Annotated in this window: 10 protein-coding genes; all 10 read right to left on the reverse strand. The window is 48.0% G+C overall.

The genetic code is table 11. The annotated features are described in order from the left end of the window. Positions 1-657: 657 nt before the first annotated feature. A complete protein-coding gene (locus CWB99_RS12085) occupies positions 658-2,685 on the reverse strand; it encodes an amidohydrolase family protein (protein WP_249331863.1) in 2,028 nt (675 codons plus the stop codon). A gap of 156 nt (positions 2,686-2,841) precedes the next feature. Beyond that, positions 2,842-3,564: a substrate-binding periplasmic protein gene (locus tag CWB99_RS12090; RefSeq protein WP_138550520.1), complete on the reverse strand. Its 723-nt coding sequence runs from the start codon at positions 3,562-3,564 to the stop codon at positions 2,842-2,844. Positions 3,565-3,842: 278 nt separating this feature from the next. Next, positions 3,843-5,588 carry a PAS domain S-box protein gene (locus CWB99_RS24800; protein WP_138550521.1) on the reverse strand — a complete coding sequence of 582 codons (1,746 nt, stop codon included), beginning with the start codon at positions 5,586-5,588 and terminating at the stop codon, positions 3,843-3,845. 218 nt (positions 5,589-5,806) lie between these two features. Then, entirely contained in the window at positions 5,807-6,136 is a 330-nt protein-coding gene (locus tag CWB99_RS12100) for a gamma-glutamylcyclotransferase family protein (RefSeq protein WP_138550522.1), read from the reverse strand. A gap of 21 nt (positions 6,137-6,157) precedes the next feature. Beyond that, positions 6,158-7,057, reverse strand: a complete 900-nt coding sequence (locus CWB99_RS12105) for a helix-turn-helix transcriptional regulator (RefSeq protein ID WP_138550523.1) — start codon at positions 7,055-7,057, stop codon at positions 6,158-6,160. Between the two features lie 54 nt (positions 7,058-7,111). Continuing rightward, positions 7,112-10,204 (reverse strand): efflux RND transporter permease subunit, encoded by a 3,093-nt coding sequence (locus tag CWB99_RS12110; RefSeq protein WP_138550524.1) that lies wholly within the window; start codon positions 10,202-10,204, stop codon positions 7,112-7,114. After that, complete coding sequence (locus CWB99_RS12115) at positions 10,201-11,346, reverse strand: efflux RND transporter periplasmic adaptor subunit (RefSeq protein WP_138550525.1); 1,146 nt, start codon at positions 11,344-11,346, stop codon at positions 10,201-10,203. Before CWB99_RS12115 ends, CWB99_RS12110 begins: the two co-directional genes overlap by 4 nt. Then, on the reverse strand, positions 11,336-12,223 hold the full coding sequence (locus CWB99_RS12120; RefSeq protein ID WP_138550526.1) for an ABC transporter six-transmembrane domain-containing protein: 888 nt from the start codon (positions 12,221-12,223) through the stop codon (positions 11,336-11,338). Before CWB99_RS12120 ends, CWB99_RS12115 begins: the two co-directional genes overlap by 11 nt. Before the next feature lie 130 nt (positions 12,224-12,353). Continuing rightward, positions 12,354-12,785: a GNAT family N-acetyltransferase gene (locus tag CWB99_RS12125; protein WP_138550527.1), complete on the reverse strand. Its 432-nt coding sequence runs from the start codon at positions 12,783-12,785 to the stop codon at positions 12,354-12,356. 112 nt (positions 12,786-12,897) lie between these two features. Continuing rightward, a complete protein-coding gene (gene astB / locus CWB99_RS12130) occupies positions 12,898-14,235 on the reverse strand; it encodes an N-succinylarginine dihydrolase (protein WP_138550528.1) in 1,338 nt (445 codons plus the stop codon). Positions 14,236-14,381 lie beyond the last annotated feature (146 nt).

Raw genomic sequence — 14,381 nt, forward strand, 5'->3', positions numbered from 1 at the left:
TGATAATTGGCTATTGAAGGGCCTGACCATACAACTTAGGCACGCCCTTTAGCAAACCTATCGATTAGCAAGTGTAGCCATTAACAGAAACAGGACAGGAATAGTTTGGATCTGAGATTGGACCACATCCCATCGCGGAAATCGCCCCGCGAACCTGACGTGTTTTGCCATTACCGAGGGCTACCTGCCCAGACAGGTTTTTTACCTTCTTCTTGTTGAGTATCAATGTCATTATTTTCACCTTTACATTATTGCACCAATATTGGTAACAAACAGTGTGTTGCCATTTTGCTCAAAAAGCAACCAACAAAGGCCGATGCACAAATATTTCACGCAAATGTCATAATTAAGAAAAGCGCTCGCGGTGCTGAAGTTCGCGAGCAAGCTGAGTACAGTCAGCAAGTGCCGTGTCGTGATCTGTACTGTATGCACTAACACTTCGGTCCCATTGATCTCGCCCCTGCGCTAGATATTGCCCCGGTCCCACCTCCCGACATCTGAAATACCACCCTGTGACTGCATCGAAGATCGGATACGCTCTTGCTAATTCATCCACAGGCATGGTTGTCTTAGGTTTTTTCACTGTGGTAAATGCCCATGTTGTATATTGTTGTTTTTTAGCGCAAGCTGGCGGCGCACCAGCTTGCACCGCACGTATTAAAGTATTATGCGGCTTGCCTCGGTAAAAGGTGTGATGCCAATTTGCTCAAAGATGGCTTCCGGTTTAAATACTTGGGACCCTTTAATCACCAGAGAGAGCTTTCTCAGAGCCTTGATATCCTGACTCGGGTCGCCATCGACCAGGATTAGATCAGCCACTTTACCTTCACTTATAGAGCCTGTCTGATGTGCCACCCCCATCAATCTGGCACTATCGATTGTGGCCATTTTCAGGACCTCCGTCGCAGGGATACCGGACATAGTGTATAACTCAAGCTCTCGAAGTAAGGTAAATCCGGGGACACTGTCTGTGCCTGCAACCATAGGTACGCCTGCGTCATAGAGAATTTTAACCATTTTCAGCAAAGCGTCTCCCGAGTTATGATAGGCACTTTGGTGCTCTTCCTCAACCTGCATCTGAGCCCCTTTCAGGTTGCGCACAAAATTAGGTGGCAAATGCGGTGCAATCTCCGCAAACTCTTGGTCAATCTGCTTGTTTTTACTCATCAACAGGCTTCTGAAGGTAGATACGGTAGGGTCAATAACTACGTTGTTATCTGCCAGCAGCTTAATAAAGGCATCCATTTCCTTGCCCGTCATCGGCATTTCTGCGGCTTTTTCACCGATCAAAGAAAAACGTTGCTTGGTGCGAGTATCGACTTTTTCACCCGCCAGAAAGTTCAAAAACAGCATATTGATATGTTGGATCTCATTATACCCGGCATGCACGGCCTGCTCTGCGGTCATAAAGGCCGGAATATGGCCACTGAGGCGCAGCCCGCGGCTATGCGCCCGCTGTGCTATCGGCTTAACCCATTTAGGATCGATAGACGAATAGAGCTTGATCTGGACGTAGCCATTATCGGCAAAAAAATCCACCATCTCGAGCGCTTCTTCCAGCGTTTTAACACTTAAGCCGGCAGAGTTTTCACTGTATTTGTCCATGAAACCGGCGCGATACACACGAGTACCCAGTACTTTGCCAGTATCAAACAAAGCCTGGATCTCCATCAGATTCTGATGTTCATTGCCCATGTCCCGTACACTGGTTACACCGGTAGCAATGTTCAGGATCCCGGTATCTTTACTTAAATGGCCATGCATGTCCCACAGACCAGGGATCAAGGTTTTGCCCTGACCATTTACTGTTGCCACCTTTTTACTAAGCTTGATTTTCGGCGCGACCTGAACAATTTTGCCTTGTTCAATCAATACCTGCTGACCTTTGAGTGTGATCCCCTTTTCTACATCGAATACGTTCACCTGATCTAACAGCAACGCTGAGTGGTATTCAGTAAGCTGCTCAGCCAAGTTCTCCAGATATGTTTGTTCTGCTTTTAGCTGACGGACCTTTAGTTGCTCAAACTGTGCCGTACTAAAGCCGTCACGAATGACATACATGCCACCCCAGCTCTGGGCAAAGTAATTACCTTCTTCATCATACCAGGCAAAATCTGGCGTCATGGTTAATCCGGATTTGGCATACAAATAGACTTGCTCATCACCCAGCTTTACCGAGTCCAGCTTTGTGAATGTGATTTTCCCGTGGGGCAACACTTCGATCTGATCAAGATCATTTTTGATCAGGTAACGGATCAGCGCATTATCGATTGCCAGTGTACTGTTTTTTGGCACATAAAATGTGGGTTGGGTTGTGTTCGCACTACTGTGCTCATCATCATTTTGCCATTTTGCATGGCCATTTTCCCACACATAAGATTCACTGATGTCCGCGCCAAAAGCAGACTGCCCCTGGACTTCAAAACCCAATATCCTGCCTTTATCGTCAAGTTTGAGTGTTTCATCAATCACAATTCGACGGTTATTCCAGCCAAACCGGGCCTGTGATGTGTATGTATTCGTATCTAACTGTGTCTGGCTCATTGTGCCAGCCAGCCCTTTTTCTGAATAGATGTTATTCACTATGGTTTGTGCAAGTGCAGTGGGCAAATAAACAGCTGAAAGAACAGCTGTTGCAGCGAATAAGTGCCGCGCTGCAAAATTCCTTATCGTGTTTTGTTTCACTGTGTTTTCCTTAAATATGATTTTAATCAACAACATTTATATCATATTCAACTGTGAAATTTTCAAAAACACCATGATTTTAAATACTTGGATTATCTTAGAAACGGAAATTGGGCCCCAATTAAGCGCATGTTCTGCGTTGTAACTCCTCAATGCTTAGTCTGGCTCCATGAGCTGTTGTTTTAGGAGTGAGATCACCTCAGGTGGCGTTTGTCTGTTGGCGGCAAGATAAAAGTCGCTGCTAAGTTCATCCAGTTCAAATAAAAATTTAAAATCGCTTCGTTTACAGCCAATTTTTCCGCACATATAGTCCAGGTGTACTGGAGATGCAGCTATTATGTCCGCTCGGCCTCTTAGCAACATTTTTACTGTGACCAAGGTCTCGGGCAACACAACTATGGTGTCGAGCATATTCTTTCCTGACAGATACTGGAACACCACATCGTCACGCTTTACCCCAACCTTGTAGTTAAGCAGATCAGAGAGTTTCTCTACTTTAATATCGCTTCGATCTTGCAGCGCAATGAGATAAGTTTTAGTGCTCATCAGCACACCGACCCAGTGAAACAGGGCCTCTCTGTCCGGTGTTCTTACAATTGAGAAAATCAAAGTTCCTGGTTCATCTACTGCTGTTTTGTATGCCCTGGCCCATGGCATAACCTCAATGTCGGCTTTGACATTCAAATCGGACAGTAATTTCGTTACTTTATCAGCGGCCACGCCTTCTACTTGCCCATTCTTGCCTGACATCTGATATGGCGGCAGGTCTTCAGTTACAATTTTGAGCTGACTTAAACCTGCCAGGGGTGAATCCTGGCCTGTAGCGACTAAAGACCATTGCAGAAGTGAAACCAAAACAATTAAATTAACATACCGCATGTGTAACCAACTTAAAGAGTATTAAAACCAGAATTATGTCAAGGCACATAACCTATATACGTCTGAGGAAATCATTGGGATGATTAGCACTTTAAAAATAGTGCGGAATAGTCATAGAATTACAGCCAGCTGGGTGGTCGGTCAAAGTAAGCGCCTGACCATGGGCTTGCTGATTCAGACCATCAACTAAAGGGACTTATTGCCATTCATACCTTTGCGCAAAAAGCATGACCTGTTATGTACTTTATTTGGAGAAACTAACAGCCTAGCCACTTAGCTTACTTTGCCTGAATGTAACTACTCAGCTGATCCACATGCTGTCGCGTTTCATCAATTAAACCGCCGATTTCTCCCGCCGATTCTGTCGTACGCATCGCCAGGCTTCTAACCTCGTCTGCCACAACCGCAAAGCCCCTGCCCGCGTCACCAGCTCTGGCCGACTCAATGGCCGCATTAAGTGCCAGCAGGTTGGTCTGGTCCGAAATACTGTTGATGGTATTAATGATGGTGCTGATCTTTGACAGGACCTGCGCCATGGCATGGTGCGTTTCAGTCAGTACCGCATTGCGCTCGGACACATCTGTGCCGTACAGCAAGATTTTATTTAAGTTGCCATCTTCATCTAACACAGGAGAAATGGCTGCGTCTATCTGCACTTCACTTAAACCAGTTGGCAGGGCAAGCTGGGTTTTAACGAACTGACCGTTGCGTATCGACTGCCACTGCTCGTCACTGAGGTAAGTCGACAAGGTTTTTAGCATTTGCTGCACGGCACGTTTATCGCTGGCGCCCAGCGCACTGAGACCCATGGGATTGATCAGTGTCAGCTCACCCAGAGGATCAAACTCCAGCACGATATTTGCCTCACCTATGGCTCTGAGGCGGATATCATTTTCCAATGCGACACGCTTAGTACTGTCCACATTCGCCTGAATCGATACAAAGCGGATCAGACTCCCCTTGTCATCAAATACCGGATTGATTGCCAAACTTATCCAGTAAGGGTCGCCTTCTTTTGTATAGTTAAGGATCTCTTCATAAAACGGGGTGCGCTGCTCCAGATTCTTTTTTATCCGTTTTTTGGTGTCCGATGAAGTATGCTTGCCCTGCAAAACATGGCCTGGCTTTTTACCCAATACTTCGTGTTGCTCGAACCCTGATAACTTGGTGAATCCGGGGTTTACATACTCAATCAGTCCGTTTGCATCTGTGATGATCACAGAATTATCTGTTTCGTTAGCAACCAACGAAAGTAGCGCAATCTGATCTCGCTGAGCTTTTTCTGCGGTGATATCCTTAACAAATGCGGTATAAGCTATTTTTCCGGCCACATTAACTTTCGACAAAGACAAGTTAGCCCACAACACCTGACCGTCACTGCGCTCAATTTCCACATCCCTCGACGTACCGACAATTTTATCTTCACCAGTCCTGCGATTGAGATTAACCATTTCATCATGGTTGCCCTGAATTGCTTTTGGCACGAGCATTTTTACATTGCGACCTATCACTTCATCTCGTTGATAGCCCCACAAACGTTCGGCCGCCGGATTAAAGAACGTCACTATGTTGCTGTGATCAATGGATACAACAGCGTCAATACACTGTTCAAGCGTCTGGTCGATCCGCTCTTGTGCTTCTTTTTGTACGGTAATATCTTTAATAAATGCGGTGTAATGAATACCATCTGACTGGCGAACCTTAGACAACGACAAACTGCACCACTTCTTCTCGCCACTGCGAGTTTCAATCTGAATATCGCGCGACGTGCCGACAATTTTATCTGGCCCACCGTTGCGGTTGGCATTGACGTATTCATCATGGTTAGTCGCTAATTCCCGGGGAACAAGCATTTTGACATTTTTACCAATTACCTTACTTTTACTGTAGCCAAACAGCTTTTCTGCTGCCGCATTCATATAAGTAACGTTGTTTTTGGTGTTGATACTGATCACGGCATCGATGGCCTGATCAAGGATAGCTTGAGTGTTATCCGACTTACCGGAGAAGAGTGACTGAATCATCAATTAACCTCTGAGCATAGGTGAAAGCACGCGCTCGCAGGCTTAATACCTGGTGGTTGCAATCACACATGCATTAAACTGCGGTTAATTAAAAGTAGACCGAATTTTCGAAAAGTGTCAATTATCGGCGCAGCTTTAGAGCTACAAGTGAGCATGTTTTGCGTAAGACAGAAAGGCCGTATTACCCCAAACAGTGAAGTAACGTTTTAATCATTAGACTAACCTTGCGCGAGGGTGTATACACACGCTTGTATTATCGCGCCGCTATCGAGCTCAACATCCGTCAGTACTCTGGTGTAGTGCGCTCCTTCAAATTCATCCAGTCTGTGCCAATAAGCACTCAATTGTTCAGACGTAAAGACCAGACCAGAGACCTGTTGTGCGCCATCGTCCAGAATCAGTCCCGGGTACCCTAATTCAGCACCCCAGCCTGCATTGCGCAATTGGCCACTCACTTTACCTGGTTGCCATTGGCCATCTACATCGGCCAAAACGTGCTCGTTGGGACACCCAGGAGCTAATGTACCATATACAAATAGACTTGCCATTTAGCCACCGTGAACATGCATTTAGGACAGAATGGGGATCTGAAATTGCATCGTGATCCCCCCGTACTGCTCCATATCGACCTCTTCGATCCACTCTATAAAGTGACCCTCGGGATCGACCTCGTAACCGGCAAGTTGGGCTTTTTCAAATAAAGTGTGCAGCACCTGACTATAGGCCACATCCGATAAAAGATAAGCCCGGCAGCAAAAGTAGTGACCGGCTGCGACCTCCAGCTCATAATTCTCTGACCGACCTACCACTTTTCCTATCTGAGTATGAATATCCGACCAGCTTTTCTCAAGCTCGGTGGTTGGTGTGATCCCCAGCAATCCTACTGATTTCTCTCCATAGTGGTCCAGGATCTGGTCCCAATCGGTTGTCTCCGTGGAGATGCGCTTAAAGAAACGTGTGTCAAAAAACGCTCGAGTGCATGGCAAGGCCTCTGCGAGTTGTTTCTCAAGTGAGCCAGACTCCCCAGGGTGAGCCAGTTTATTCATTAATACCGTTGTTTGCGCTGGAGTTGCTTGCTGAGCCATTAGACGCACCGCTTTAGCAGTTAACCCGAGGTCGCGTTTAAGTGCTTTGGCCAAGGCCTGCGAAGAAGCAAAGCCGCATAACTGAGCAATGTCTGTGACCGACAACGTATTGTGATACAGCAGATAATACACCGCATATTGCAGCCGGACCCGACTTAAATAACGTCCCGGGGTTTCATTGAACAACTTGCTAAACTGACGATGAAAATGAAATGCAGAAATGGCACTTTTTTTAGCGATCTGCTGCCAGGTCAACCCCTCTTCAAGTTGCTCGTGCATCAACAGCAATGCCTGTTCAAATCGTTTACGCATGTGATCGGGCAGAGGTGCCAGTAAAGCAATTTCTGGCACCAGATTAAACGCGGGATCTTTGTTCTCAGACATACGGGCTCACTGGTAAATCCTGAGCGACAACTATCGCCCAGGCTGTGACCCAAGTCAACTGACCGTCACTACCTCCTTGGCTGATGGAACTGCTCGGCGGGTTTTACGATAGCTGAAACCAAGCAACACAGGTATTAAGAACAAAGTGATCAGAGTTGCGAATAACTCACCAAATACCAGAGATACCGCGGCAGGTTTTAAGTACTGCACCTGTTCAGATGTCCCGAACAACAAAGGCAATAAACCGCACACAGTGGTCACTGTGGTCAGGAAAATCGCTCTGAAACGAGCGGTACCTGCCACTATCAGCGCCTCAGTGGTCTCAATGCCCTTGCGATATTCGCTATTAAAGCGAGTCATCAGTACTAGGGCGTCATTCACCACAATCCCAGTCATCGCCATCATACCAAACAACGACAATAAGCTGACCGGCAGATCCATTATGGCATGGCCAAAAATGGCACCGGCAAACCCAAAGGGGATCACCGCCATGATGATAAGCGGCTGCCAGTAGGACTTAAGTGGGATCGCCAGCAACACATAGATTAGCATTAATGTCAGTATTAATGCCGCTTTAAAACCTTTGCTCACTTCGTCGATTTCTTCATACTCACCCGCAGGCTTGATACCCACCTCAGGATATTGGGTTTTTAGTGTCTCAATCTCCTTGGCCAGTAATGCCAGCGTTTGTTCCGGTGAACCTGAAGAACGATCCTGAGACCAGTAGAGATTGATCACCCGTGAGCGGTCCCGGCGCTGTAACGCCTGTGGTTCGTACTCATAACTTAACTGGGCCACATCACCCAGTGCAACACTCTGCCCATCATTGAGTATTACCCGCATATCCTTTAATTCATGCTCTGTTCGTACCGCCTGCTGTGCAAAGCGCAAAACCACTTTTAGTTCCTGAGATTGATATAACAACCTATGCACTTCTCGCTCACCAAGCGCATTGGCAACCAACTCAGCAACCTGTGCCTGGGTGAGCCCCAACTGGCGACCAAATGCGTTTAGCCTGATCCGGATCTGCCGCTGTGCTGCCTGGTGGTCATCTCGTACGTCTTTCACGCCGGGCAAACCTGCCAGCTTTTCACGTAACAGGTCGCTGACCTGCTTTGCCTGCACAACATCATGGGATGAAATGGCCAGAAAAGTGCCCCCTGCCGGAGGCTCTGCGGCACTAAAGTGCTGCGCGTAACTGCCCTCTATGTTTGCTGCATACTCACGCCAGGCGTCACTAAGTGTGTTGGCCGGCAGTACATTGAGTGCTTCCGAGGTCAGCTCAGCGGTCACTTCAAGCTCACCAAACCCATTGGACCACGCCAGAATATTTTTCATCGGAGCTGCATTTAGGGCATAGTCTGCTTGCAAAGTGTTGTTGGCTTTCTGCGCACTGAGCTCAAGCTGGCTCAACGCCCGTGCCTGCAACCCAAGCGGCGCCCCCTCTTCCAAAGTCACCTTCGCAGTCACATATCGCCCAGGAATATCCGGAAATAAAGTACTTCGTATCGCGCCACCCAGCCAAAGACCATAGGCCAATACAAAAGCGGATAAAAACATCACCAAAGTGGATCTTTTATGCTTCAGGCTCACACACAGCATGGGTTTGTAGATGCGCTGAATAAATTGAGTTAGTGCCCAGCGCGCTTTGTTTTGAACCGTGGCGACAATCTCGCTTCGCGTCCCTTTACGAGACATTGCGGCCAGATGTGATGGCAGGATAAACTTGCTTTCGACCAGTGAAAAACACAATGCCAGAATAACAACAGCCGAAAACCCTGCAAACAATTTTGCCAGATCATTGTTAATCCAGAGCATAGGCGAAAACGCCGCAATACTAGTTAGTACACCAAACACGGTTGCGACGGTCACAGACTCAACGCCTGTATAGGCGGCTTGCTTGTAGTTGGCATTGCCGTTTTGGTGTTCATCAATGGCTTCACCGACAACGACCGCATCATCAACCAAAATGCCCAATACCAAAATAAAGCCAAACAAGGTGATGTCATTAAGGCTATAATCCAGCAACTGCATACCATATAAAGTGCCACAGATGGCAACCGGGATCCCCGCTGCGACCCAAAATGCCAGTCTCAGGTTTAGAAAGACCCCTAACAGTAAAATAACTATCAGTAACCCCTGCCAGGCACTGCTGCCCAGCCGCTGCAGCTGCTCTTCGATATAAGGGGCCATATCTGCCATGGTGGTGATCTCAATGTCTTCTGCCAGCGCAGGTTTTAGCTCAGCAATGGTGTCACGAATTGCCGTACTGACATCGAGTAGATTGTCGCTCTGACTGGTGCTGACCATCAGTGCTATGCCTGGTATGCCATTGTTGCGAACGATGGCGTCGCTGCGTTCGTAACCCCGGCGCACAGTTGCAATCTCGCCTAAAGTCACTTCTCCCGCCGGGCCGTTTATCACAGGCAGCTTTTTCAACTCACCCAGAGCACTCAGATAGCCATCCCCGCGCAAAGTAATGCGTCCGCCTTCATGTTGCAGTTGCCCACTGCGTGTTTCCAGGGACATCTGCACCATAGTGCCCGCAAGCTGCTCCAGGGTCATGCCATAGCGCAGCAGTGCTTCAGGGTCAGGTTCAATGTATAACCTTGGCTCACGCGCCCCCCAGTTGCTGACTTTGGAAATGTCTGGGTGCTTTTTTAAGGCCAGCTCTATGCGCCTGGCAACTTGTTGCAAAGCCTCATCGCTGCGCGGCGCAGAAACAATGACAAATGCCGCCAGGTTGGTAAATTCATCCCGGGTAACAATGGGCTTTTCAGCCTGAGCCGGAAAATGGCTGATAGCATTGACCTGATTGCGCACTTCCTCCAGTAACTTGCCAAGATCCGCATCGGGCTTTTTGCGAATGGTTACGGTAGACAATCCAGCCTGCGACTGACTGGTAATTTGTTTTATCCCTGCCACCGAGCTGACCGACTCCTCAACACGTTGTGTAATGCTTTCGTCAATCTGCCTTGCTGTACCGCCTGGATATGCCACGTGAATACTAAGACTGGATGGCGCAATCTGAGGAAAAGACTCAACTCTGAGCTGACCAAACGCCAGTAAACCACCTACAATAATCATCGCCATCAATAAGTTGGCAGCCACAGGGTTATCAATAAACCATTTGCTTAGCCAGCTCATAGCGCCTCCTGCTTGTCTGCAATCTGCAACGCCTCTGTAACCGGGTTTACATGCTTTTTGGCCATCATGGAACGCAGTGGGAAGCGCACAACCTGCAATGAAGCGGGTTGCTCGTCAATCAGTGACACAATCACGCTGTTCGCTCTCACCTCGATAACCCGGACATTTAGCTGACGCAGCTGTTGCTGCGCTGTTACCACCCAGATAAATTCGTCCGGATCAACAGCGCTCAGTGGCAGTTCATATAAGGCTCCTTCATTTTTGAGCTCAAACTGCACTTTCACCTGTTGGTTCGGGAGCAACTGAGTTTCGTGATGATAGGGATCGGACACCGTCAGTACTAACGTTCGCTGGCGCGTTGTTTCATTGACCAGTGGCGACACATAACGCACAGATGCCGGCCAGCTCGCACCTGAGCGGCTGTGTACTTTAATCACATTTTTATCGAGATCAGCTTTACTTATCCTGTCCCAGTCATGCTGTGACAGGGGCACATGAATATCCATGCTGTCGCTGGCCACCAGTTCGAACAGAGTCTGACTGGCTTCCATCCATTCTCCCGGGCTCACAAAGCGCTGTGTGATCATGGCATCGTAAGGAGCTATAACAATGGCGTCATCCAGCAATTGTTGTGCACTTTTTACATTTTGTTGTGCGCGTGCCAGTTCCGCTCGTGCCGCCGCCAGATGCGGTTCCATTCTGGCAAATGCCGTGCTGCTTTGAGCGGGCCGCATGCTCTGTGCGACCTCTTGTTCATGCAGCTGTTGCTGTAAATTGAGTTCTGCCTGTTTTAATGTGCTCTGAGCCTCAAAAAGCTGAGATTCAAGTAACCGAGTATTGAGCCGTGCCAGTACCTGACCTTTTTTCACATGCTTACCCGGCTCCATATCCGTGCCCAGATACTCTAACCTGGCGCTGCTGGTTGCCTTCAATTGCACCGGCCAGCGTGCCTGAGTATGCGCCTGGACTGATAATGTGGGCGTCAGTTCAGTACGCTCTATAGTCAACACAGAGACAGATGGCACCACAATTTGTTCAACCCGAGACATGGGTTCAACGGGTGTCATAAGCACCACAGTCACCAATGATAAGAGTAATGTGGCGCCGGCAGCAATGGCCGGAAAACGAGCTTTAAACATCATGGATCACCTCCTGGTTAGGCACGATATCAACGGGTTGGTTTAGTCGTTTACTGATTTCGCTCAGGCGAGACAGCGTCTGCAATGTGATGGGCAACATAATTGCGGTATCTACAAATTCGAGGGAATAGGTCACAATTGAGAACACCTGGCCAACACTGATATCGGGGATCAGCTGCACCATCCACAAATTACCAAGCACAGCACCAAAGAGTACAAGGAAGATCAGGCCATAAACCCAGGCTTCAGTATCGGATAGTCGGATCTCACATCGTTTAAGGCGTTCAAAGTGTGCACTGATTGCACCAAGCGGTCTGTGGCTCAGCACCCAAACCTGTTGCTCAAGTTGGTCATTAAGCTTGCTATTAAGCAGACTGAAACGGTCATGAAACAGCGCATAAATTAGACACATCAGTGCCGCAGCCAATACAACACTATAGGCCAGATACAAGTGAAATGACGCCAGTATCACCACAGTGGCGACCAGTTGAATCACAGCGGTAAACACACCTGGCAAGTCATTTTCGAGAAAATCAACCAGCTCACGTGACATAGTCAGGCGCGCGTCTTTTACTGACACCGGAGCAGCGCGTAGCTTATAGGCCAACATTTCAGCCAACCAAACTCGAATATCACCAAATACACGGGTATCATAAAAGCGCCGCAGGACACTGATCACTACCAGCGCCACCAGCACCAGTGCAAACCAGGTTAACGGTGTCAGTGACTGCTCTAACACGCCATCAATGGCGTGGCCGATGAACAAAGGTAACAAAATCAGCAAGATATTTTCTATGATCACCATAGTCCAGGTGGCAAAGATCTTAACCGGGCTAGTGCGAATAATCGCAGTAAAGGAAATTGGGTTCAGGAGTTTCACAACAGGCTCCGCTAGTACTACAAACAGGAAGCCAGTGTTACAGATCAGGACACTAAAAAAGTGTCCCAGATTGCGCTTTACACTTTTTAACGCTCTGTGAGGCGCGCACTATAGCGCATAAGTATGGCGATTATGTCTTTCTCTGATAAATATCTGGCTGACATATTTGCATCAAAATACTCGGGTCGTCCGGCGTCTCAAAACCAAATTGGGCATACAAGCCATGAGCATCCTTGGTTGCCAGCATAATTCGGCGCAAGCCTTGTAACTCAGGGTGCTTCATCACCGCCTCAACCAGCATTTTACTTACTCCCTGACCTCTGTGCTGCTCAAGAATAAACACATCCGCAAGATAGGCGAAGGTTGCGTTATCAGTGATAACCCGGGCAAAGCCCACTTGCTCCCCCGCTTCGCTGAACGCGCCAAAACACAGTGAGTTGTCGATAGCCCTGGCCATCACATCGCGGGGTATGTTCTTCGCCCAGTAAGAGTCAGAAATAAAGTGATAAATCACGTCAAAATTAAGCAGTGTCGTGTCAGTGCTGATGGTATAGGCAGACATAATGTTCCTTCGAAGTGTTTTATGGTCTTGTTTGTTATTATCAAGACCATTAAAACTGCTAACCCTTAACTCTGGCAAGCCCGCAATTGAAAATTGTGCCAGACAACTCTGTCTACGCCTGCTGAAACGGGTAAACTGACCCTAAATTCAGGATAGTCGTGAGCGTATCCAGAGCCATCTGACTCTCTGCCATCAAACTTGGGTCTGCGAGATCGGCTTCGCTCAATCTGTCGCGGTAGTGCGTGTTTATCCAGTCACGTAATTGATCATATAAGCGCTCGTTGAGTAAACACGACTGATTCACAGCACTGAGCTCTTGCTCAGACAAGGCTACTCTCAGGCGTAAGCAAGCTGGCCCGCCACCATTTTGCATGCTTTGCTTGAGGTCCATATAGATCACGTCACTGATCGGGTTACTGGCCTGACACAATGCAGATAAATACTGCTCAACCTTGCCCACCATCTGGCACTCTCCGGGTGCAATGATGGCCATACCACCCGAGGGCAGGCTCACTAGTTGGCTGTTAAAAATATAGCTTTTAACAGCTTCTTCAACACTGATATCTGCATTCTTAACTTCAATCAGGTGAAGTGGCCTGTCTCCCTGATAGCGCGCACTTATCTGCTCTATCACAGTTTGCTGCTGATAAAATGCTTGCTCATGAAATAAAAAGACATTTTCGTTACCAATGGCAATAACATCATTGTGAAATACGCCCTGATCTATCACCTCTGGGTTTTGCTGGATAAACAAGGTATTTTGCGGGTCTAACTGGTGACTGCGGGCAACTGCCTCCGATGCCTGGCGAGTCTGTCTTGCTGGAAATAACTGAGGTTTTACCTGAGTATGGGCATCCTCTCCATAGACAAATAATGCCAGCCCCTGATGGCCATAGCTATCTGCCAGACGTGTATAATTTGCCGCGCCTTCGTCGCCATACAATGGGTGCTGTGGCAGTGCATCATGATGACTGAAAAAGTCAGGATTACTGAACATGGCTTTGAGGATCTGACTTGTCTGAGGCGCTTCAATGGCCCTGTGAAGCTTGTTATTCAGATTGGCAGGCGTGATATGTAGTTTCCCGTCGGCCGAATCACAGCTCGGTGATACCGTCGCCGCGTTCGCTGTCCACATTGAAGAAGCTGAGTAGCATGCCTTCAGCAGCTGAGGTTGTGCTTTTGCCGCTTTGCTGATCACCTCACTGTCTGAGCCTGTAAAGCCACAGGCCCTGAGGGTAGCAAGATCCGGACGCGCATTGGGTGCAACCACCCCCTGATGCAGACCGAGCTGAACCAGATGCCACATTTTTTCGAGCCCCTGCAATGCCGCCTGTTTTGGGTTCGAGATTTTGTTGGCATTTGATTTAGACGCCACGTTACCATAAGACAACCCGGCGTAATTGTGAGTTGGGCCAACCAGGCCATCAAAGTTCACTTCGTAGTAGTTCATATTGCCCCCTTTTGGTGCAAGTTGTCAGGTATGGGACCCCAATTGCACCAGATTGGTTATTGTTCTTGTTGATGATCTGCCTTGCTTTTTGTCTAAGCCTATATAACTTCATATATTTCATAAAGTTAGACTTTAATGCTCGCAAG

Origin of the sequence: Pseudoalteromonas rubra (assembly GCF_005887095.1) — a bacterium.
Taxonomy (GTDB): domain Bacteria; phylum Pseudomonadota; class Gammaproteobacteria; order Enterobacterales; family Alteromonadaceae; genus Pseudoalteromonas; species Pseudoalteromonas rubra_E.